The 18,802-nt window shown below is 63.0% G+C and carries 20 protein-coding genes; 8 read left to right on the top strand and 12 right to left on the bottom strand.

Features of this window, described 5'->3' with window-relative positions; translation table 11 throughout:
- The first annotated feature begins 4 nt into the window (after window positions 1-4).
- The 5 genes from FN976_RS01960 to FN976_RS01940 all read left to right on the top strand — a co-directional run bounded on the left by FN976_RS01960 (window position 5) and on the right by FN976_RS01940 (window position 3,794).
- Window positions 5-589: a hypothetical protein gene (locus tag FN976_RS01960; RefSeq protein ID WP_145890424.1), complete on the top strand. Its 585-nt coding sequence runs from the start codon at window positions 5-7 to the stop codon at window positions 587-589.
- A 312-nt stretch (window positions 590-901) separates the two neighbouring features.
- Complete coding sequence (locus tag FN976_RS01955; protein WP_145890422.1) at window positions 902-2,416, top strand: hypothetical protein; 1,515 nt, start codon at window positions 902-904, stop codon at window positions 2,414-2,416.
- Between the two features lie 89 nt (window positions 2,417-2,505).
- Window positions 2,506-2,823 (top strand): hypothetical protein, encoded by a 318-nt coding sequence (locus FN976_RS01950; RefSeq protein WP_145890420.1) that lies wholly within the window; start codon window positions 2,506-2,508, stop codon window positions 2,821-2,823.
- A 59-nt stretch (window positions 2,824-2,882) separates the two neighbouring features.
- Window positions 2,883-3,488 carry a hypothetical protein gene (locus FN976_RS01945; RefSeq protein WP_145890419.1) on the top strand — a complete coding sequence of 202 codons (606 nt, stop codon included), beginning with the start codon at window positions 2,883-2,885 and terminating at the stop codon, window positions 3,486-3,488.
- Between the two features lie 75 nt (window positions 3,489-3,563).
- On the top strand, window positions 3,564-3,794 hold the full coding sequence (locus tag FN976_RS01940; RefSeq protein WP_349291332.1) for an AbrB/MazE/SpoVT family DNA-binding domain-containing protein: 231 nt from the start codon (window positions 3,564-3,566) through the stop codon (window positions 3,792-3,794).
- A 311-nt stretch (window positions 3,795-4,105) separates the two neighbouring features.
- On the opposite strand, the gene FN976_RS01935 is transcribed toward FN976_RS01940, so the two are convergent.
- The 5 genes from FN976_RS01935 to FN976_RS01915 form a co-directional block, all read right to left on the bottom strand.
- Window positions 4,106-5,791, bottom strand: a complete 1,686-nt coding sequence (locus FN976_RS01935; RefSeq protein WP_145890417.1) for an adenylosuccinate synthetase — start codon at window positions 5,789-5,791, stop codon at window positions 4,106-4,108.
- Window positions 5,748-6,356 (bottom strand): AAA family ATPase, encoded by a 609-nt coding sequence (locus FN976_RS01930; protein WP_145890415.1) that lies wholly within the window; start codon window positions 6,354-6,356, stop codon window positions 5,748-5,750. Before FN976_RS01930 ends, FN976_RS01935 begins: the two co-directional genes overlap by 44 nt.
- 67 nt (window positions 6,357-6,423) lie before the next feature.
- The gene (locus FN976_RS29740; protein WP_432417840.1) at window positions 6,424-6,804 is read right to left on the bottom strand and encodes a pyrophosphohydrolase domain-containing protein; all 381 of its coding nucleotides are present in this window, start codon (window positions 6,802-6,804) and stop codon (window positions 6,424-6,426) included.
- A 52-nt stretch (window positions 6,805-6,856) separates the two neighbouring features.
- Window positions 6,857-7,408, bottom strand: coding sequence for a hypothetical protein (locus FN976_RS01920; RefSeq protein ID WP_145890411.1), 552 nt, complete (start codon window positions 7,406-7,408; stop codon window positions 6,857-6,859).
- A 28-nt stretch (window positions 7,409-7,436) separates the two neighbouring features.
- Window positions 7,437-8,093 (bottom strand): DUF7002 family protein, encoded by a 657-nt coding sequence (locus FN976_RS01915; protein ID WP_145890879.1) that lies wholly within the window; start codon window positions 8,091-8,093, stop codon window positions 7,437-7,439.
- Window positions 8,094-8,451: 358 nt separating this feature from the next.
- On the opposite strand from FN976_RS01915, the gene FN976_RS01910 reads away from it, so the two are divergent.
- The gene (locus FN976_RS01910) at window positions 8,452-11,697 is read left to right on the top strand and encodes a DEAD/DEAH box helicase (protein ID WP_349291327.1); all 3,246 of its coding nucleotides are present in this window, start codon (window positions 8,452-8,454) and stop codon (window positions 11,695-11,697) included.
- A gap of 480 nt (window positions 11,698-12,177) precedes the next feature.
- On the opposite strand, the gene FN976_RS01905 is transcribed toward FN976_RS01910, so the two are convergent.
- Complete coding sequence (locus tag FN976_RS01905) at window positions 12,178-12,372, bottom strand: heavy-metal-associated domain-containing protein (protein WP_145890408.1); 195 nt, start codon at window positions 12,370-12,372, stop codon at window positions 12,178-12,180.
- Window positions 12,373-12,539: 167 nt separating this feature from the next.
- Here FN976_RS01905 and FN976_RS01900 point away from each other — a divergent pair, with 167 nt between their 5' ends.
- Both FN976_RS01900 and cueR read left to right on the top strand, forming a co-directional pair.
- Complete coding sequence (locus tag FN976_RS01900) at window positions 12,540-14,990, top strand: heavy metal translocating P-type ATPase (RefSeq protein ID WP_145890407.1); 2,451 nt, start codon at window positions 12,540-12,542, stop codon at window positions 14,988-14,990.
- A 17-nt stretch (window positions 14,991-15,007) separates the two neighbouring features.
- Complete coding sequence (gene cueR / locus FN976_RS01895; protein ID WP_284699194.1) at window positions 15,008-15,460, top strand: Cu(I)-responsive transcriptional regulator; 453 nt, start codon at window positions 15,008-15,010, stop codon at window positions 15,458-15,460.
- A 46-nt stretch (window positions 15,461-15,506) separates the two neighbouring features.
- Here cueR and FN976_RS01890 read toward each other — a convergent pair whose 3' ends face one another.
- Genes FN976_RS01890 through FN976_RS01865 form a run of 6 tightly spaced genes read right to left on the bottom strand, consistent with a single transcriptional unit; the run spans window position 15,507 to window position 18,609 of the window.
- Window positions 15,507-16,865 (bottom strand): APC family permease, encoded by a 1,359-nt coding sequence (locus FN976_RS01890; protein ID WP_222432758.1) that lies wholly within the window; start codon window positions 16,863-16,865, stop codon window positions 15,507-15,509.
- A 2-nt stretch (window positions 16,866-16,867) separates the two neighbouring features.
- Window positions 16,868-17,353 carry a hypothetical protein gene (locus FN976_RS01885; RefSeq protein WP_255440033.1) on the bottom strand — a complete coding sequence of 162 codons (486 nt, stop codon included), beginning with the start codon at window positions 17,351-17,353 and terminating at the stop codon, window positions 16,868-16,870.
- A complete protein-coding gene (locus tag FN976_RS01880; protein WP_145890404.1) occupies window positions 17,350-17,580 on the bottom strand; it encodes a heavy-metal-associated domain-containing protein in 231 nt (76 codons plus the stop codon). Before FN976_RS01880 ends, FN976_RS01885 begins: the two co-directional genes overlap by 4 nt.
- Before the next feature lie 10 nt (window positions 17,581-17,590).
- Window positions 17,591-17,884, bottom strand: coding sequence for a hypothetical protein (locus tag FN976_RS01875; protein ID WP_145890403.1), 294 nt, complete (start codon window positions 17,882-17,884; stop codon window positions 17,591-17,593).
- Entirely contained in the window at window positions 17,881-18,156 is a 276-nt protein-coding gene (locus FN976_RS01870; RefSeq protein ID WP_145890402.1) for a DUF2933 domain-containing protein, read from the bottom strand. The genes FN976_RS01875 and FN976_RS01870 overlap by 4 nt, the downstream gene beginning before the upstream one ends.
- Window positions 18,157-18,168: 12 nt before the next feature.
- The gene (locus tag FN976_RS01865; protein WP_145890401.1) at window positions 18,169-18,609 is read right to left on the bottom strand and encodes a hypothetical protein; all 441 of its coding nucleotides are present in this window, start codon (window positions 18,607-18,609) and stop codon (window positions 18,169-18,171) included.
- Between the last annotated feature and the right edge of the window lie 193 nt (window positions 18,610-18,802).

The raw sequence follows: 18,802 nt of genomic DNA, 5'->3' as shown, positions 1-18,802 counted from the left end.
CGACATGAGCGTCCTCCCGCCTGCCCGAAAGTGCCGCCAACAGCTCCTGCATGTCCTGCGCACAGTGGTCATCAGCGGTCCTGTTCGCGCCACTGCTATGCGAACTGCCCTGACGACCGGGGAGTTTCGTCGCTACATTGAGGAGATACATGCCTACTGGCCACAGCCGCGCGGCTGGGAGGCGAGTGCGTTCACGAAGTTCAAGGCGCTCCTGAAGCAGGGTGATCGCTACGAGCAACGCGGCCGCAAGCTCCCCGCCGTCGGTCCTCGAGCGTTCCAGCGGCACCAGTTGTTGCGTGAGGCAGAGCGAAGCTACGAAGCCGCGCTGGAAACTATCCGGGAGCTCGTGAGTGCAAACCCCGCGCTGGCGCACCTGGTTGATCGTGACCTCACCGAAGACGTGTGCCTGGAGTCGGAGGGCATGGTCCGCCCTAGCGGCTCTTCCCACGAGTACGCAATGCCCATCTCGACGACAGAGCAGCGCAGTCGCGCGGCTGTCCAGCGCCGGCATATTGAAGCGAGTCTGGCCAAGCTGGCCGCGCACGAGGACGTTTCAGAGCTGCCCCGCGCGGGTGGTGTAGCGATGTAGCGGACATTCGATGTTCGGGGGCACGTAACTGGCTTTCTTGTCCGCGCGGCCACCGGCCGGACCCTCACGCATCCTCTGTAAAGGCGACTTGCTGGCCGAATTTTGCATGCCATGCGCGCAGTTTTCGGCCACGGCTGGCGGTGCTCATCACCGTCACTAGTAACTGCACCCATCTACCGGTCAACAGCTAGTAGCCACACACCATCTACCGGTGACCAGCCGCTAGCGACACCCATCTACCGGTCATCAAGCTGGTAGCCACCAACCGTCTACCCGCCGTCAAGCTGGTAGCGCATTAGCTAAGGACTGCTTATGGCCGACTCCATCTACGGCTTCGTACCACTGCCAGCGCTGACAGACCGCCAGTACAGGGCATATTGCTTCCCCTTTGATGTCCGCAGCAAGCAGCGGCGACGCCAGGGACGGATCGAGCACACCGGCGACGGCTTGGACTGGGTCACCGTGCGGTCCATCGCAGGCACCGACTTCAAGGTCGCCGGCAAGCCGCAGTTCTACGGCGATGGGCATTCCAACGAGGAGCGCCTAGCCGGCTACTGGGTCAGCTTCAACGCCCCAACCAACTCCGTAGGCAACAACGTGCTGCTTGTCAACGGCGTGCCCGCGGCCTGCCGCCTGGCTCTGCTGCACCTTCGGCGGTGGTGCCTGCAGGAAGGGTGCTCGCCGGAAGGTGCTCAGTTGCTGGACTTCGAGCAGATGCGGCTCCACGCAGTCACGCCGACGTTTCTCCACCGGCTTAGCAGCCGTGCCGAGGCTCTGAGTGTGTGCCGTGACGTTCGGCTGGCAATGGAGCTGCACAACAGCCGGCGCGACGACGACAAAGCCAGGACCGAACCGGCTTTCGGTTTCGGGCCCACCTACGAATCAACTGGCTACCTGAAGATGCGTGAGATGGACCTGGCGGCCTACGTGAAAGATCGCGTGGCATCCGCTAGCCACGAGTTCGCATCCGATGACGTTCGCCTCGCGATCCATGATGAGGGTGACTGCTACTTGCGGCTTGAATCGCTGCTGAAGGGCGCATTCCTGACCCGGACAGGGCTGGACTACGTGGATGCCTGGCGCTTGTACGGTGGGGATGGGCCCTACCCCATGATCTACGCGAAGATCCGGGAACTCCTGTTTCTTGACATCGATCTGCGGTCTGACGAGCCCAGTGGCGCAGAGATTGACCAGAAGCTGCAGGCGAGTGACGCCGCGGTCGTCCGCTGGCACCTTGATGGCCGGAACGCCAGGCAACACCTCAACGTGGTCGGAGAGCGTGACCGACTCGCGCAGCAGAAGTACTTTTCGGACCTGAAGAAGCGCGTGCTGGCGCGGTTGCGGGTTGACCTATCGATCCCTTGGGCGAGGCAACGGGCTGCCGACTGGGATCGCCTGCGCCAGGTGCTCCGGTACCCTGGCATGTTCTCGCCGCCGCTCACCCTGCAGGACCACATCTTCAGCCCTTACGCTGAAGCCAGGCTCGTGCTTGAACTCAAAGCGGATATCGCGCGGCTGGCACCCCGCCGGTTTTCGTCGATCTTGCTTGATCCGCTCGGGATCGATCCACCGCCGCTGGACATTCGCTCGCTGCAGGTGTCAACGGAGGCACGCCGGCTATTGGCCCGGCATCGCATTCCGCTGCATGCGGTCCTGCGCTCTCACAAGCTGGGTGGATTCGGGGACGTTGACCCCGCAGACGCCGCGGTGCAGCGAGCCGCGCTGATCCGGGGTGAGCGAGTTACGTCTCAGTTCCGCGTCGGCTCCCGCTTGATCCTTGTGTCAACCGATCAGAACACTGGCGCCACCTCCGTCCGCTGCGACTAAGCCTGCAGCAGAAGTTCTAGCCTTTGTCGCCTTTCAGCGGCGCCAGCCTGTAAACGACCGAAGCACGATACGTGCGCGTAGGAGCGTCAATGTTTCACAGCCAATCTGATTCAAGAGCTAATCCACATAGAGCGAGCACGCCGGACGAAGATTTTCCGGCACGCACAGCAACGGCCGGCCAAGTCATCGCCGCCCTCGGCAAGAACGGCTTCCGCGTGAGCAAACACGTCGAGCACGACACACACATCTGGATTGCACTTCATTGCGGTGCCGTCATCTCAGCCTATGCCACCGGCACGGTGCTGGTGCAGGGCCGAATCAGCGGGCCAGATGCAGAAAACGCCGCGAGGCTGCTTCACCAGGTGTTGCCTGGAAAGGTAGTTTGGAAAGCGCGCGTCCTCGGCTAGTTTCCGCGCATGACCGAGATCCCCCGGTTGGCCTCGCATCCCCTTGAAGGAACGACCTCATGACCTTTCAGTTGCACTCACCTCACATCCAAGACTTCTTCAAGCACCCGCATGGCTGCGAGCTTCTTCCCACCCCAGTCTTCATGCTGAATGCCCTTTCTGAGCTCGGCCGCGAAGTACGTGGCATGCAGCTCGTGTGGGATGGCGACGAGCCAACCATGCGTTACGTCGAGCGCACCTACCATGACGTGTGTGCACTTGTCGATTGGGCTGCGGGCATCCTGAGCAAGTGCTTGGGCTCGCCGCAGCTTACCGAAGCACTCGTGCTGAACACTCCTACGCACAGCGAGAAGGAGCCGCGCGAGGCGCTTTTCGGGATCATTGAGTTCTGGCACCAGTTCGACGAAGAAGGGGAGGGTCCGCACCTGAATGCAGATGACTACCCGCACCCGACCGGGAATGTCGTTCCATACACCACCATCGGCAACGTCGCGGCAGCTTTGGGAATTGCCATCCTCGACCGACTCCTTGTACACCGTCCGAATCTGAGTTCGGACGAGGCACTGGCGGACCTCGGAGCAGCTTGGCAGTGCGCCTTCTTCGCCGGTCGTAGCAACCACTTTGAACTGCTGAGGCACTTCTGGGCGGAAAAGCCGGCTGCCTGACCGCAGGCGGTTTGGGCGCCGCGACGCCAACCGCACTCGTCACGGCCATCGGAAGTCAATTTCGCCGTGTTCGCAATGTCGATACAGGAGCTAGTAATGCAGAGAATATCCAGGTGGGGAAATTCGCTTGCCTTGCGCCTACCCTCGGCGGTCTTGGAAGCCGCGGGACTGCAGGAAGGCTCAATGGTGTCCGTGCGCCTACTCGATTCTGGCGACCTCCGGCTGCGGCCCCACAGAGGCCGGAAACCTGCTGGAGACTACGCCGCCCCAGTTCAGCGGCCGCCAACGATCCCACAGGAGTGGTGATCATGGCTACATCAAGGACTGTCCGAGCAAAACTACTTAAATGGCCTCAAGGGGTCGCGCTAATCCTGCCGGATCATGCTGCACGAGCCTGTAGCTTTCGCCCTGGCGCGTTTGTGAGGGTGATCGTCTTGCCGAATGAAGTGCGTATTCGACTGAACACCGTGCCATGCGTGGACGATCAGGAAAGCTACGAGGCGTACCTTGAGCGCATGGCGGCTGGGGAAGGCTATTGCCAATCGCGCATGCGGTCCTCTTTCGCCGACGCAAACACCGATGCATAAACGGGCATTTTCGAACGGTAGCAATCGGCCCTAGCCGGATGCCTGTGGGTTGCGGGCCGTCCAGTTGCGGCGGTCGATGATGGTCCGAATGTCGCCCTGCGCGTCGTCGCCACGCGGAAAGCGGGTGTTGATCAGCGACACAGGTGCCTGGGCGACACGTTCAAGCTCTTCAATGAATTTGATGGTCTTCTGACCCAGGGCCTCGAACCTCCTTGCTTCCCTGTTCCCGGCTTCTACATAGTCAGCAAACGCAAGGACGATGTCTGTGGGCGCGTTCAAAGAACATGCGAACCGATACTGCTCCCACTCAAACCAGCCCACGCGCCTGTCTCGCTTCGTCGTTGACGTCTTTTCGTACTTGACAAGTTCATCACCTGGGAGGCCTGCTTCCTCGCCGATCTTGAGAAAATCTGTAGGGTGCTTCAGGAGACCAGACGTCTTGCCTTCATTGCCCAATGGGTCAGCAACACGGATCGGAGTGGGTCGCACGACCATTAAGATGCGGCGCACCCGACTGGGCGAGATTCCCGCCTCCGCCAGGCAGCCTGCGACATTCGTGTCGCGTGACGTCACGTGGGGGTACCTCCCGTGGAAGAGGCTGAGGCCACTTCCTTGGGTACCCTCCAGAAACACCGACCGCCGCTCCCGGTAGGCTTTCTCCAATTGGCGCGACGTCGACCCTCTGTACGGCTCACGCTCACCAACGTATGGAGCTAGCTCAGGGATGTCGCGGGCAAGTCGAACGCTGGGCTTACCCCTTTCGAGAATTCGCCGTGCAGATGCTGCGCCGCTGCCACTACCCGTCGATGAAATGTTCTTCTTGACCTCGCCTTCGGCCGCCTTGTCTTCGGGCTCGATGATCATCACCTGCGGATCGATGAACAGGCGGTCTGGCGTTACGCCGCACTCTGCTATTTCCTTAAGCAGGTCTTCGACGTAGACAGTCATTCCCGGGCCGAGTAGCACGCGCGCCTTAGTCTCCTTGGCCCCCGAAGGAAGGTGGTGATAGGTGTACTGTCCTGTCGCGCCCAGTACCGTGTGCCCGGCGTTCGGCCCCCCCACTCGGATCAGGACGTCGTATTCTTTCGCTAGGTATGCCGCGACGTGCCCCTTGCCTTCGCTGCCGTATTGCCCCCCTACGAGGACGTCCACACAACGGACGTCTGGTGCCGAGTAGAGGCCGAGGCTTGCAGCGACCCGCGCTAGCGTGTCGCGCGGATCGTTCCTTGTCGTATTCACGCGAAGATCCGCGTCATTCTTGAAGCTTTGAATGTCTTCTTCGCTCTTGACGAGATCGGCCTTCACGTACTCCAGGGCTTCTTGGCTGAATCCCGGTCGACTTGAGAAACGACGCTGTACTTCTTCCGAGGTGCCATAGAGGTGCACATGGATGCAGGGCAGCCTGTGGTCGCGTCGGAAGTGCTCTAGCTGCTTCTTGGTCCTCAAGCTGTCGACAACGACCTTGGCGGTCGGGCCTATCCGCTCACACTCCGCCATCACAGCCATTCGTAACCAAGAGTCGCCGGTCTCGGCGTCGAGCTCGTCGCCCAATGCCTGCAATGAGGCGCGGTCATCACCGCGTCCTTTCGTACCCGCGAGCTGGCGAAGATAGTTGCTGGTGCTGAACCAGTGATACCCGTACTCGTCGGCCAATAGTTTGGCCAGGCCTGACTTACCCGCTCCCAGATGCCCGCTGATCAGAACTACCTGCTCCATCTGCACCTCCCCTTAAAGCCTGCACGACGGCGTCTGCCATTGCGGCAGCGCTCTTGGAGTTCGAGTCAAACACCAGATCCGCGCTGAACATCAGCGCACGGGACGAGATCTCGTTCGGGTGCTTGATCAGATCGTCGTAGGTACCTTGGGCATCGCGGCTGTCCTTATTCCCTTGGCGGATAAGGTAGCGGGCGCGCAGGACTTCTTCGGGCGCCGTCACGTGAATATGGAGCACGCGGCTGAAGGCGGACCGAAAATGAAATACTTGCCGGTCCTTTCGAACTGCATCCAGGAGCCAAGGGCCTTCGTGCTGACCAGCTTGGATTTGGCGCTGAGCGACACCAATTGGCCAAGCGTAATCGGTTTCATCATCAAGGCGGTCTCCCAGTGCTTGGAGAACGTCTCGCCGATTCTCAAGACCTTGTGCAGTAGCCAGTTCGGTCAGATGACCACTCGTGCTGATCTTGCGGAAGCCGTGGTTTGCGATCAGTGCGGCTGCCAGCGAAGACTTCCCAGCAGTCACCGCTCCACTGAGAAGAACCAATCCTCCGCGCAGCTCATCCATGTACCAGAATGTATCCGTGCTGGTGAAGTTTGACTAGAGGCTTCGGATACGGCTCTGGAACGGTTCTTTATGGGCGCTGAGACCCTGGGGGCAATGCTGAGACCAGGCGCTCGAGGCGCGGGCGAGGTGACTGCCACCCGTCTGGCTTAATGATCTTCCCCGTCGCTGTTTGGCGGAAACGACCGTCTGGCCATGCCTTTGCAAGGTTGGATTCATGAACGAGCTTAAATGGCTCCTCAAGTTCGACCCCCATCTCGACGAGGGTTCCAAGAGCCAGATAAAGCACGTCGATCGCTGCATCTACCTGATCGACCAATGTCGAAGCTGATTCCAATTCGTTGACTTCCTCCCTCAACCACTCCACCCGTGAGGACAGGCGTGCAGGCGAGAGTGCCGAAGGAACGTTTGCGACGGGCACGCCAGCAACTGCATGGAAGTGACGGACCATTTCCAACATTGAGAGTGCATCGCACGACTGGTTTCCCATCTCACCTCCTATGCTACGTAGCCCGTTGCTTGCTCCGCCATTGAGCACCGCCCTCGATTCCGTACCAGTGAATCGCCTGGACGTACATCATGTTCAGTTGGAAGCAGGCCGTGCTGAACGTCGCGAGCTTTGCTCGAACTGCCTCTGCTGAAATGTCTTCGAGCTGGCCGACAAATTCACCCGTGTCCGGATCCACACCGCGCTTTGCGTCCGTGCGGAGGTATCCCACCACCTCGCCGCCTGCCTTGAGTTCGATGAACGCCGAATGGAGGACCTGGTTTCGGTAGCTCCTGAGCTCGTGCAGGGCGCCGCGGACGCTTTCCGCAATCTGCGCAAATCGACCTCCATCGGCAAAAATGCTCGACTGAATCAGTTCTCTGAATTCTTCCGTCACCGCGTCGATGAGCTGAGCCAGTGACTCCTTGCGGTGCGTGCGCGGCGGCCAAGTCGCCCGCTCAGGATCGTGGATGAACCAGCCCAGCTCCCGATATCGACTCTCTACCCATTGGGTGGCCATAACCAGTTCACCGATGCTCTGATAGAGCTGCGCGTGGCGGTCCTCCATGGCACCTATGTCATTCACGCCGGTCCGCTCAATCGAGATTCAGTACACCAAGCACTTGCTCACCACGCATACGCCGGGCTTCAACGACGTGCCGCCGAATGTCCGGCACGCCTCCGAGTACGGTCACCTCCACGACGGCCTTCCTCGGTCGGCCCGTACGTGTCACTTCGTAATCAGCAATCGGTTTAAAGATTTCAGGACCACGTTTCGTCATAGCCGGAAAGGTGTTTCCGGAGTTCATATGACAAAGCCGGATCCGGTCATGATGTGCCTGCACGAGCGAGGCCGTGTCTAAGGTCAAGACGTCATGCTCCAGATGCCCATACTCCTTCCCGTTTAGCAGACGATGCAAACGATGCTCCTCCGCCCAGAAGAAGACTCGCTCATTGATGAGCTCGTACCAGTCGCCGGCACTCATGCCAGGAGGGAGCGCGCGGCTGATGCGGTCCGGATGCATGGGGATCTGGTCACGCAGCACCAGATCTCCAAGCCCTGGAACAGACACAGTGACCTTCCCTGCGCGGTGCCCCCGTATAAGCGCGGCGGCGGCGGCTCCTTGAGCGCCTGACCTACGAGCAACTTCATTTGAGCTCAAGAGCCCATGCTGCCTGATGCTCGGCCAAGTCCCTGCTTCAGCCATGTGATAGACGCGGGGATAGGCCGCGACAAGTTGTCCTGGCGTCATATTGTTTTTGGCCCGCACTTGCGTGGCCCCCTCCTTTCGGCACTATATCCACTCGACCTGACGCCGACGAAGTCGTTGCAGCGAATGGGCTGACTAGCGAAAAGCCGCACTTATCGATACTTGACGGCACCGATTTTTCCGTTCCCAGCCAGGGCTCGGAGCGGGCTTGCATCGACGAACCTCATTGGCACACCTGCAGGTTGTGAAGAAGTTCGTGATCCTGTCAAACGCCCACGAATCCGCTTCCCACGAGCCTTCACACCTAGCAAACTGATCTGATTTACGATTAGACACATCAAGGAAGAGCAGGCCTAGTCGACCCAGGGGAGGGACTGTGATGCGGCTAACTTTGCCGCCCGTGAAGGGCGTTGACTTTAAGACCTCGCGAGGGTTCATCGGCCAGCTCGCGAATCCGTCGCAAGACATGGAGGGCGACTGGATAAAGTTCGTGCTGCCATCCAGAGCAGGATGGAAACTTGCCGCTGCGGACGGGCGCGTGCTGTACGTCTTCCCCAAGGCTCCAGCGCGGGATCAGATGCCGAGCGACGGACCGGTGCTGCTCGGCGCCGTGCTTGAAGGAACAGATACCGCGGACCTGAGCAAGGGCCGATGGCTTACGCATCCCGAATTGGACAGCGGCCTCACGCCCGCCCGAATCCGAGACAGCTGGTTGGCCGCGTTCAACTTCGTGGGCGAGGAGCAACTTCGAGAAGGCGAAGTGGGCTTGCGCCGCCCGCAACTCGGCGCCTTGCACGCGATCCACGCCCATTGGTCCACCAAGAGCGACGTCGCGACGGTGGTTATGCCGACCGGAACGGGCAAGACGGAGACGATGTTGGCCACGATGATTTCCGCGCGCTGCACGCGAATTATGGTGATCGTGCCGACGGATGCACTGAGAACCCAAGTCGCACTGAAATTCTTCACCTTGGGCATCCTGAAGGACCCGAACTCAGTGCTACTCGCCGCCGGTGTGCTGCGTCCCATTGTCGGCGTCCTCGAAAAGCGGCCCGTTACCGCCGATGAGGTCGACGAGCTGTTCCGGCGCTGCAACGTTGTGGTGACGACTAGCGCCTTAGCAGGGAAGTGCAGCGATGAGGTGCAGGCCAGGATGGCCGAGCTGTGCACGCACCTGTTCATTGACGAGGCTCACCACGCTGAAGCGCCGACCTGGCATGCGTTCAAGTCGGTTTTCAAGGCGCAGAGTCGCTACGTGTTGCAGTTCACCGCGACGCCTTTCCGCGAAGATGGCGTCCCCCTTGATGGAGAAATCGTCTACGTCTATCCGATGAGGCAGGCCCAACGCGAGGGCTATTTTAAAGAAATCAGGTTTAGTTCGGTCTACGCGTTCAATAGCGCTCGGGCTGACCGCGATATTGCGGCGAAGGTCATTGAAGAACTCAAGGCGGACGCTAGCGGTCTGCACGTCGCCATGGCCAGAGTGTCGACGCAAATGCGGGCTGCCCAGGTGCTTGCGATCTACGAGGAGCTTGGCCAGTTCAATCCGGTCATGCTTCACAGCGGCATGAAGAAGGCTGACGCCAAGGCAGCGCGCAGTCAGTTGGACCAACGCCAGTCGCGCATCGTGGTTTGTGTGGACATGCTGGGCGAGGGCTTTGACATGCCAGAGCTGAAGATCGCGGCATTCCACGATTTGCGCAAGAGCCTGGCCGTCACTTTGCAACTGGCGGGCCGCTTCACAAGGTCGAGGGCCGACCTGGGCGATCCGGTCTTCATCGCCAACATCGCTGACGTCAACCTACGTGAGGAACTCCGAACGCTCTACACACAGGATCCAGATTGGAACCTGCTTCTGCCGGCCTTGAGCGAAGGCGCTATAGGACAGGAGCTGGAGGCTCAACGGTTCATGAAGGGCTTCGACAGCCAGATCGACGAAATCCCGGTGAACGAAATCAGACCTGCCGCGAGCATGGTGGCCTATCGCACGCACTGTGGCCAATGGAAGCCTTCAGAGTACAAGCTCGCCTTTCCTGGTCTTGCTGAAGGAGAGGAGATCTATCGCATCCTCAACGAGAAGGAGCGGATGCTGATCATCATCGCCGCTAGGAGGCAGGGCGTGCCTTGGACCGATGTCCCGGCGGTCGAAGGAATGGTCTGGGAGCTTTGCATCGCTATCTGGGACAAGGAACAGTCGCTACTCTTTATCCACGGATCGACAAACACGGGCATGTACTCCCCGTTTGCACGGGCCCTGTGCGGCTCTGATGTCGAGCTGATCCAAGCGCCCGAAGTTTTCCGCGCCTTCGCCGGCATCAACCGACTGATGCTGATGAACGTCGGCTTGGATGAGCAATTCGGGCGCCAAATCCGGTACACGGGTCGCATGGGGCCCGACGTAGGCGCGCGCCTGTCGGACACCACGTTGGCAACGACGACAAAGGCCGTCCTCGCTGGCTTCGGCTTTGAAAACGGTGGTCCGGCTTCGATTGGTGCAGGCAAGAAGGGGCGGGTCTGGGCCACCTTGCGCCTGAAGGTGAACGAGTACGCCTCCTGGTGCAAGCGAGTTGGCGCCAAGCTCATTGACCAGAATATTGACCCCGAGGAGGTCTTGAAGGGCACCCTGATACCCCGGCTAGTCAACGCCCGGCCAGCGGTGGTTCCAGTGGCCGTGGACTGGCCGGTGGAACTGCTCGAATTGGTCGAGTCCGCGACCAAAATCTCGTTCTCGCAAACAACAGAGGAGCACCTCACCAACGTCAGTATCGAACTCCGAGACTACAGCGCGACTGGTCCGCTGGTTGTGCGAGTATTCAGCGAGAGGGGAGAGGTTCAACTCCAGCTCAACTTCGTGAGCCGCGGTGACGCATTGGACTTTGAGTTTGTCTATGTAGGCGCCACCACCGCGACAATTCGGCGCGGTGCGACCTCGGATCTGTGCGCCTACCTCACCGAGAACCCACCCACGATCTGGTTCGCCGACGGCTCCAAGCTAGAGGGGAACACCCATGTCGAGCTGCGCACCTCCGCGCAGCTGTTTTCGCGCGACCGTTTGGAGCAGCTTGACTGGACAGGCATCGACATCACTAAAGAGTCGCAGCGAGAGGAGCGCCGCACGGACTCCGTGCAGTTCCGGACCATCGAGCAAATCAGGGCAGAGAATCGGCACGAAATTCTGCTGGACGACGACGGTGCCGGTGAGGCCGCGGACATCGTCGGCATAAGTCTGGATAGCCCGAACGAGCCGCGCCTGATCACGGTGGATCTTTATCATTGCAAGTACTCTGGCGGAGACACGCCTGGGGCACGCATCGACGACATGTACGTCGTCTGCGGGCAGGCCCAACGCAGTGTCATGTGGCTTCACAACAAGAACCGACGTACTGATCTCTTTGCGCATCTCTTGAAGCGGGAGGCTGACCGTATCGAGAATGGAAGGCCTACTCGCTTTGAGGTTGGTTCAAAGGACCGCCTCGCAGAAATCCGCGACCTCAGTCGCGTATGCGCGGTCGCCCTGCGGGTCTACATCGTCCAGCCCGGCCTGTCAAAGCTAGGCGCGGCGGAGCATCAGCTTGCACTGCTGGGTGTGACCGAGAGGTTCCTTTCTGAGACTTACCAAGTGCCTCTCAAGGTCTACTGCGGATGACTTGCGGCTTCAGCGAGTCACGCAGTCGCGTGGCCAAGTAGCGAAAACGCACTATTAGCGTTAGTCAGCCAACGCTGCCGTTGCGCGGCTCGACTATGCGTATCGATCTGGCTCGGGCGTGTCAAGGCGCGACGAGCGCTGGGAGCGTCGATGTGACAGCGGCGACCAGGGCCTTCGCGGCCCATCGGGCCAGCTGCTCGGGCTCGTTCGTCCATCCGATCGCCAGAGCAGAGGTGGCCACCAGACTGCCTAGACTGATGGCGACGAGGAAACGCACGTCGCCCTGGCCCCACTCCATAGAGTTGATCAGCGCCGCGGCACACACCGAGGCGAGAACGGAGGCGCTGGTCGGCGCGGCAGCCGGCGCGGGAGGGCCACGGCGGGACGTCCAACGCGCTCGGCCAGATCGCGCAGCGCAACTGTTTATCAGCCCCATTGGGAGGGGCGGCAAATATCTCAGGTCCATCGCCACGGCCCGCGTCACTGCGCCGGCGGGTAGCCGGCGTCGGTCAGCGCCTCGGCGAAGTCCTTGCGGTCCTCGGTCGACTCGATCTTGACCAGCTTGGTTTGCAGGTCCACCTCGACCTTGGCCGCCGGGTCGACGAAGGCGACCGTCTTGGCGACAGTGCTCGCGCAGTGGCCGCAGCTCATGTCGGGGAGGTTAAGTTCGATCATGGTGAGTCCTTGAGAAGTGGATGAAGGACTGCATCGTCAAGGTTGCCACCGTGTCAGAGTCAACAGGGCTGCGCGAAAAACCTTTTCGAAGAAGGGGCTTGACCTTGTCATGATGGCAAGGTTGATCATTCCTCCATCGCCTGGTTTTCGGGCGCTAGGAGCCAACCATGCAGAACACGACGACGTTGCCCGCCAGCCTGGCGACCATGAACCTAGAGAAGCTGGGCATTGAGCTGCCCATCGAGGGCATGACCTGCGCGTCGTGCGTGTCTCGGGTCGAGAAGGCGCTCGCCAAAGTCCCCGGCGTCGAGCGCGCCAACGTGAACCTCGCCACCGAGAGCGCCAGCGTCTCGGCGTCGAAGGATGTGGACCTCGCAACCTTGCGCGGCGCGGTCGAGAAGGCTGGCTACTCGGTGCGGGAGGACCAAGTCAGCCTCTCCATCGAAGGCATGACCTGCGCCTCCTGCGTCTCCCGCGTCGAGAAGGCGCTGCGCAAGCTGCCGGAAGTGACCTTCGCGGAAGTGAACCTCGCCACGGAGAAGGCCGAGGTCAAGTTCGTCGGCCGCGCGGACGACGTCCTGCCCCGACTCGTGGCCGCCATCGAGAAGGCCGGATACGGAGCGAAGCTGCCCCAAGCGGCGGACGCGGATTCCGCCGAAGCCGCGAAGACGGGTTGGCCAGATTGGTGGCCGGTCGCAGTGGCCGCCGCGCTCTCCGTTCCTCTCGTGCTGCCCATGCTCGGCATGCTGTTCGGAGCCGATTGGGCGCTTCCCGGCTGGTGGCAGCTCGCGCTCGCGACGCCCGTGCAATTCTGGCTGGGCGCCCGCTTCTACCGCTCCGCCTGGAAGGCGGTCAAGGCGCGCGCCGGCAACATGGACCTCTTGGTCGCGCTGGGCACGTCGGCCGGATACGGCCTCTCGCTCTACCTCCTCATCGCAGGCATCGGCCACGAAGGCCACGGCGAGGCTGCGCACCTCTACTTCGAGGCGTCAGCCGTCGTGATCACCCTGGTGCTCCTGGGCAAGTGGCTCGAAGGCCGCGCCAAGCGCCAGACCACCGAAGCCATTCGGGCGCTGAACGCGCTGCGCCCCGACACCGCCCGCGTGCGCCGCGGCGACGTTGAGGTCGACGTGCCCGCCTCGGCGGTCAAAGTCGGCGACACCGTGGTGGTGCGCCCAGGAGAACGCGTGCCCGTGGACGGCGAGATCCTCGAAGGATCCACTCACGTGGACGAGTCGCTCATCACCGGCGAGAGCCTGCCGGTCTCGAAGTCGCCCGGCGCGAAGGTCGTTGGCGGATCAGTCAACGCCGAAGGCCTCTTCACCGCCCGCGCCACCGCGGTCGGCGCGGAGTCGACCCTGTCGCGAATCGCCCGCATGGTGGAGTCGGCCCAAACCAAGAAGGCTCCGGTCCAGCGCCTGGTGGACCAGGTGAGCGAGGTCTTCGTCCCGGTCGTCCTCGGCATCGCTCTGCTCACGCTTCTCGCTTGGGGCCTCTCGACCGGAGATTGGGAGCGCGCGATTCTCAACGCGGTGGCCGTCTTGGTCATCGCCTGTCCCTGTGCCTTGGGACTCGCCACGCCGACGGCCATCATGGCCGGCACGGGAGTCGCAGCCCGCCGCGGCATCTTGATCAAGGACGCTGAGGCGCTGGAAGTCGCCCACAACGTGAAGGTCGTCGCCTTCGACAAGACTGGAACCCTGACCGAGGGCAAACCGCGCCTGGTGGCGTTCGAAGCCGCCGACGGCGACAGCGCCGGCCTTCTGCGACTCGCGGCGAGCGTGCAGTCCGGCAGCGAGCATCCGCTGGCCCGCGCCGTGATGGACGCCGCCAAGGAGAACCTGGCGAGCGTCGCTCCCGTCCAGGACGCGAAGTCGGTCGCGGGCCGCGGCATGTCGGCCCAAGTGAAAGGCCAAACGCTCAGCCTCGGCAGCACCCGCTGGATGAACGAGCTTGGCGTCGACCTCGCTCCGTTGGCGAAGCGCGCTCAGGAGCTCGAAGACGAAGGCCGCACGGTGTCGTGGTTGGCTGAAGGCGGCGCCCCCGCGCGCCTGGTGGGACTTCTCGCGTTCGGCGACTCCGCCAAGGCCACGGCCAAGGAAGCTGTTCGCAGCCTCGCGGAGCAAGGCGTGAAGGTCGTCATGGTCACCGGCGACAACAAGGGCGCCGCCCGCGTCGCCGCGCAGGAGCTGGGCATCACGGACATCCGAGCCGAAGTCCTGCCGGCCGACAAGGCGCAGGTGGTGAGCGAGCTCAAAGCCGGGGGCCTCTCGGTCGCCATGGTCGGAGACGGCATCAACGACGCGCCGGCTCTCGCCGCCGCCGACGTGGGCTTTTCGATGTCCACCGGCACCGAGGTCGCCATGCACGCGGCCGGGGTCACCCTGATGCGCGGCGACCCGCGACTGGTGGCCGACGCCATCGAGATCTCGCGCAAGACTTACGCGAAGATCCGCCAAGGCCTGTTTTGGGCTTTCGTCTACAACATCGTCGGCATCCCGCTCGCAGCGTTCGGGATGCTCAACCCCATGCTCGCCGGAGCCGCCATGGCGTTCTCGTCGGTGAGCGTGGTCGCCAACGCTTTGACGCTGCGCCGCTGGAAAGGAAGGGCTTCATGAAGACGATTGCCGAAGGAATGAACATCGGAGAAGCCGCCGAGAAGGCGGGAGTGACGCCGAAGATGGTTCGCCACTACGAGTCTCTGGGACTCCTGCCCAAGGTCCACCGCACCGAGTCGGGCTATCGGGTGTATGGGCAGCCGGAAGTCCACACGCTGCGGTTCATCAAGCGGTCGCGCGACTTGGGCTTCTCCATCCCGGAGATCAGCGAGCTGGTGAAGCTTTGGCAAGACCGCAGGCGCCCGAGCAGCAGCGTGAAGAAAGTCGCCGCCGCGCACCTGGCCGAGCTCGATCGCAAGCTTGAGGAGATGCAGTCCATGCGCAAGACGCTGTCGCACCTGGTCCACTGCTGCCAGGGCGACCACCGTCCCGAATGCCCGATCCTCGAAGACCTGGGGCGCGAGGCGCCCGTCCATGGCGGCGCCAAGAAGGCGACGGCATCCAGCGCCCTGGCGCGCAGAGCCGCGTAGGCACGTTCTGCTCCGCCCGCCCCAGCCGCTCACGCGTGCAGCCAATTTACGCTTCAACCAGCCCAGACGCCCCCGAGGGACGCAGCAGGGCATACAGCGCCAAAATTCCGACCAGAAGCCCTCCCGCCAAGGCAGGAGCCTGCCAATCGCTGCTGGACACCCGGATGCCAACGAGCAGAAGGCATATGGCGGTCCCGGCGGCCGGCACCCAGCGCGGTATCTCGAAACGGCCCTTTGGCTCGCCCTCGCGCCCCTTGAGGACGAACAGCGCGCCGTTCACGACGGCGAACACGACAAGGAGCAGCAGCACCGACGCTGAGGCCAGATTCGCAACGCTGCCGAACAAGCCGAGCGGGAGCAGGATAGCCAACAGCGCGAGCGCGGCCCAGCGCGGCGTGCGCGTCCGGGGATGCACATGCCCGAGCGCGGGCGGCAACAGCCCCTGGCGCGCCATGCCGTAGACCAGGCGCGAACTCGTGATGTAGTTGACCAGCGCAGTGTTGGCGACGGCGAACAAGGTCACCAGCGTGAAGACCCAAGGCGATATGGCCGGCGCCGCGCGCGCGACGACCTCCGTCAGGGGACCGGGGGCCATCGACAGCTCCAGCCACGGCACCACGGACACGGCCGTCACGGCGACGGCCACGTAGATCAGCGCGCCGATGGCCATCGCTGTCACGAGCGCGATGGGGATCGTGCGCTGCGGGTCGCGGCACTCCTCGGCGACGTTCAGGGTGTCCTCGAACCCGATGAACGCGAAGAACGTCAGCACCGCTCCGTGCATCACCAGCAGCATCGCGGTGGAGTCGCCGCCGCCAGGCGCCTCCGGCATCGCCAGCAGGTCCACCGAGCCCCAGTAAGGGATGCCCACGGCGATGACGAGGAGGAGGCCGGCGGCCTCGACCAAGGTGAAGGCGACGTTCACCCACATCGATTCCCTGATCCCGCGCAGGACGAGGGCGGCCATCACGAGAAGGAAGCCGGCGCCTGTCGCCCACACGGGAAAGGCCGGGGAGCCAACCAGGACGGCGAGGTTTCGCGCGAACACCTGCGACTGCGTGGCCACCGACGCCAAGCCGGAGCAAACCACCGCCAAGCCCACGACGAAGCTCAGGAGAGGCATGCCGTAGGCCTTCTGCGTCACGAACGCGGCTCCGCCCGCGCGGGGGTAGCGCGAGCCGAGCGAAGCGTATGACAGCGCGGTCAGCAGCGCCGCGACCATGGCGACGAGGAACGACGCCCACACGGCGTTCCCCACCTGCCCCGCCGCTTGGCCTATCAGTCCGTAGATGCCCGACCCCAGCATGCTGCCGAGCCCATACAGCGTCAGCTGAAATGGCCCGATCGAGCGAATCAGCTCCGCGCCTGGCGGCGCAGCCCCGCTCTGGCCGGGATTCGCGCTCAAGGCTACGCTCGCTTGGGGGTCTCCGAGGCCGGGCTCGCGGCGCGGTCGCGCCTCGTGACACCCGCGTCGCCGGAGCGCGCCTCCCGCAGGTAGCACGCGAGCCCCGCCGCCCATAGCAACGCCGGGACCAGCAGCAGCCAGCGGAAGTCGGAATGCAGCATGAAGTTGGTCGCGCTCATGAGGCCGACGCTGAACGCGCCGGCGACGACCATCGCGAGCAGCGCGCCCGGCGCCCGCGACGCCAGGAACCGCCAAGCGACAAGCGCGGTGAGCGCGCCGGCCGCGACCATGAATCCGCCCATCACGTTGAAGACGTGGCCCAGCCAACGCTCGAGCCCAGGAGCGGCCACGCGCAGCGCCTCGAGCGAGGTGCCCATGAAGCGCGGATCCTCCGGCAGCAAAGCGGGGCGCAGGAGAATGAAATAGACGCCCAGCAGGACCATCCACAACCCGCAGACGGCGAACACCTTGCCGGACAGGCGGGTCATGCGTCCGCCCCGGTGGTCCTGGCGGTGGCCGAGAATCGGGCTTCGTTGATCGCGGATATTACCTGCGCTGGGCTGGCGAGCGCCGGATCGATAACGACCGTCGCGAGTCCAGGTTGCAAATCGACCATCGCCTGGCTCACGCCAGCAAGCTGGCCTAGCCGGTGCTCCACCTTGACGCGGCATCCGCCGCAGGTCATGCCTCCAACGTCGAAACTCAGCGTTTGCATATCATTTCTCCTATCGTGGCGCGAAGCCGGGGACGAGCAAGCATGCGGCGAGCGCGACCAGGGCGAACCAGCAGAGGCCGTAGAGGATCGGCTCCCACGGCGCGGTTCGAACCTGCACCCGCGCCTCGATGCGGTGCTTGCTCCACATGCCCGCCGCATGGACCGCGAGGCCGACGGCGAAGATCGCGACCGCGTATGGCCCGAGCCACTGTTGAAGCAAAAGGGCTCCCCCCGCGCCCGCCGCCGCCAGCCCTGCGAGCGACAACAATTCCGCGGCCTTGAGCGAGCTGCGGTCGTCGGTCATTTCGGACCTCCGTCGGCGCTTAGACTGCGCGCCCCATGCGAGCCATGCCCGCCGTGGCCGCGGTGCATGAAGACGTGCATCAAGGGGCAGGCGAGGAGCAGCAGGAAAGGCAACGCGCCGAGGAAATGCGCTCGGTGGTCGCTGAAATACAGGTAGGTCGCGAGGGCCCCCAGCACCAGGTAGCCCAACGCGTAGTCAGATCGGAAAAACGCGCCAAGACCCGCGCTCTCGGTCGAGCCCGGAGACAAGTCGGTCGCGGGATCCTGCGTCATGGCGCGCTCCCCTTACTTGGCCGGCTGCGGGAGGCGGTCGCTCATCATGTCCATGGCCGCGCCCATCATGGCCATGCGCTTCTCCATCATGGCGTGGTGTTCCGCCATGCCCTTGGAGTTCTTCATGTCGCCCATGCCCTTGGGCATCTCTTTCATCATCGCCATGCCCGCGCCCATGGTCTTCATGTGCTCGCTCATGAGCGCGCTTTTCTCCTCGGGCGTCTTAGCGGCCATCATCTTCTCGCGCATGGCTTTCATCGCGCCGGTCTGCGAGTCCATCATGCCCATGTGGGCGGCGTGCTTGCCAGGCTGCGCCTTCGGCGACGAGGAGGCGGCGGCCGCGGCCGCTTCTTTCTTGTGCTTCTCGTGCTCGTCGGCCGTCGTGGCGGCGTAGCCGGGGACCGCAAGAGCCGCGGCGAGGAGCGCTAAGGGAATGAGGCGAGTGGTTTTCATTGAGCTTTCCTAAGTTGGTGGAGGTTCGAGCCATGCTGCGCCGGCTGGCGCCGCGCCGACTTGATCCACGTCATCCAATGTCGGGAAGCGAGTGGCGCCGAGCGGCGGCCACCTAAGGCATCCTCCCTCTAAAGGAGGCCGCGTCCGCTCAGCGGCAAGCCTGGCGCGTAGGGGAATGCGCCGTCTTTGCCGA

The sequence above is a fragment of the Caenimonas sedimenti genome (assembly GCF_007833165.1).
Lineage (GTDB): Bacteria > Pseudomonadota > Gammaproteobacteria > Burkholderiales > Burkholderiaceae_C > Ramlibacter > Ramlibacter sedimenti.
The sequence above is the reverse complement of the archived record's forward strand: the minus strand, read 5'-3'. Positions and strand labels throughout refer to the sequence as shown.

Bases quoted from the DNA above. Each gene is read 5' to 3' on its own strand.
- FN976_RS01945 (WP_145890419.1), top strand. From the start codon at position 2,883: ATGACCTTTCAGTTGCACTCACCTCACATCCAAGACTTCTTCAAGCAC.
- FN976_RS01905 (WP_145890408.1), bottom strand. From the start codon at position 12,372: ATGATCGAACTTAACCTCCCCGACATGAGCTGCGGCCACTGCGCGAGC.
- FN976_RS01900 (WP_145890407.1), top strand. From the start codon at position 12,540: ATGCAGAACACGACGACGTTGCCCGCCAGCCTGGCGACCATGAACCTA.
- FN976_RS01950 (WP_145890420.1), top strand. From the start codon at position 2,506: ATGTTTCACAGCCAATCTGATTCAAGAGCTAATCCACATAGAGCGAGC.
- FN976_RS01940 (WP_349291332.1), top strand. From the start codon at position 3,564: ATGTCGATACAGGAGCTAGTAATGCAGAGAATATCCAGGTGGGGAAAT.
- FN976_RS01875 (WP_145890403.1), bottom strand. From the start codon at position 17,884: ATGACCGACGACCGCAGCTCGCTCAAGGCCGCGGAATTGTTGTCGCTC.
- FN976_RS29740 (WP_432417840.1), bottom strand. From the start codon at position 6,804: ATGGTCCGTCACTTCCATGCAGTTGCTGGCGTGCCCGTCGCAAACGTT.
- FN976_RS01885 (WP_255440033.1), bottom strand. From the start codon at position 17,353: ATGACCCGCCTGTCCGGCAAGGTGTTCGCCGTCTGCGGGTTGTGGATG.
- FN976_RS01865 (WP_145890401.1), bottom strand. From the start codon at position 18,609: ATGAAAACCACTCGCCTCATTCCCTTAGCGCTCCTCGCCGCGGCTCTT.
- cueR (WP_284699194.1), top strand. From the start codon at position 15,008: ATGAACATCGGAGAAGCCGCCGAGAAGGCGGGAGTGACGCCGAAGATG.
- FN976_RS01880 (WP_145890404.1), bottom strand. From the start codon at position 17,580: ATGCAAACGCTGAGTTTCGACGTTGGAGGCATGACCTGCGGCGGATGC.
- FN976_RS01960 (WP_145890424.1), top strand. From the start codon at position 5: ATGAGCGTCCTCCCGCCTGCCCGAAAGTGCCGCCAACAGCTCCTGCAT.
- FN976_RS01955 (WP_145890422.1), top strand. From the start codon at position 902: ATGGCCGACTCCATCTACGGCTTCGTACCACTGCCAGCGCTGACAGAC.
- FN976_RS01915 (WP_145890879.1), bottom strand. From the start codon at position 8,093: ATGACGCCAGGACAACTTGTCGCGGCCTATCCCCGCGTCTATCACATG.
- FN976_RS01920 (WP_145890411.1), bottom strand. From the start codon at position 7,408: ATGGAGGACCGCCACGCGCAGCTCTATCAGAGCATCGGTGAACTGGTT.
- FN976_RS01930 (WP_145890415.1), bottom strand. From the start codon at position 6,356: ATGGATGAGCTGCGCGGAGGATTGGTTCTTCTCAGTGGAGCGGTGACT.
- FN976_RS01935 (WP_145890417.1), bottom strand. From the start codon at position 5,791: ATGGAGCAGGTAGTTCTGATCAGCGGGCATCTGGGAGCGGGTAAGTCA.
- FN976_RS01870 (WP_145890402.1), bottom strand. From the start codon at position 18,156: ATGACGCAGGATCCCGCGACCGACTTGTCTCCGGGCTCGACCGAGAGC.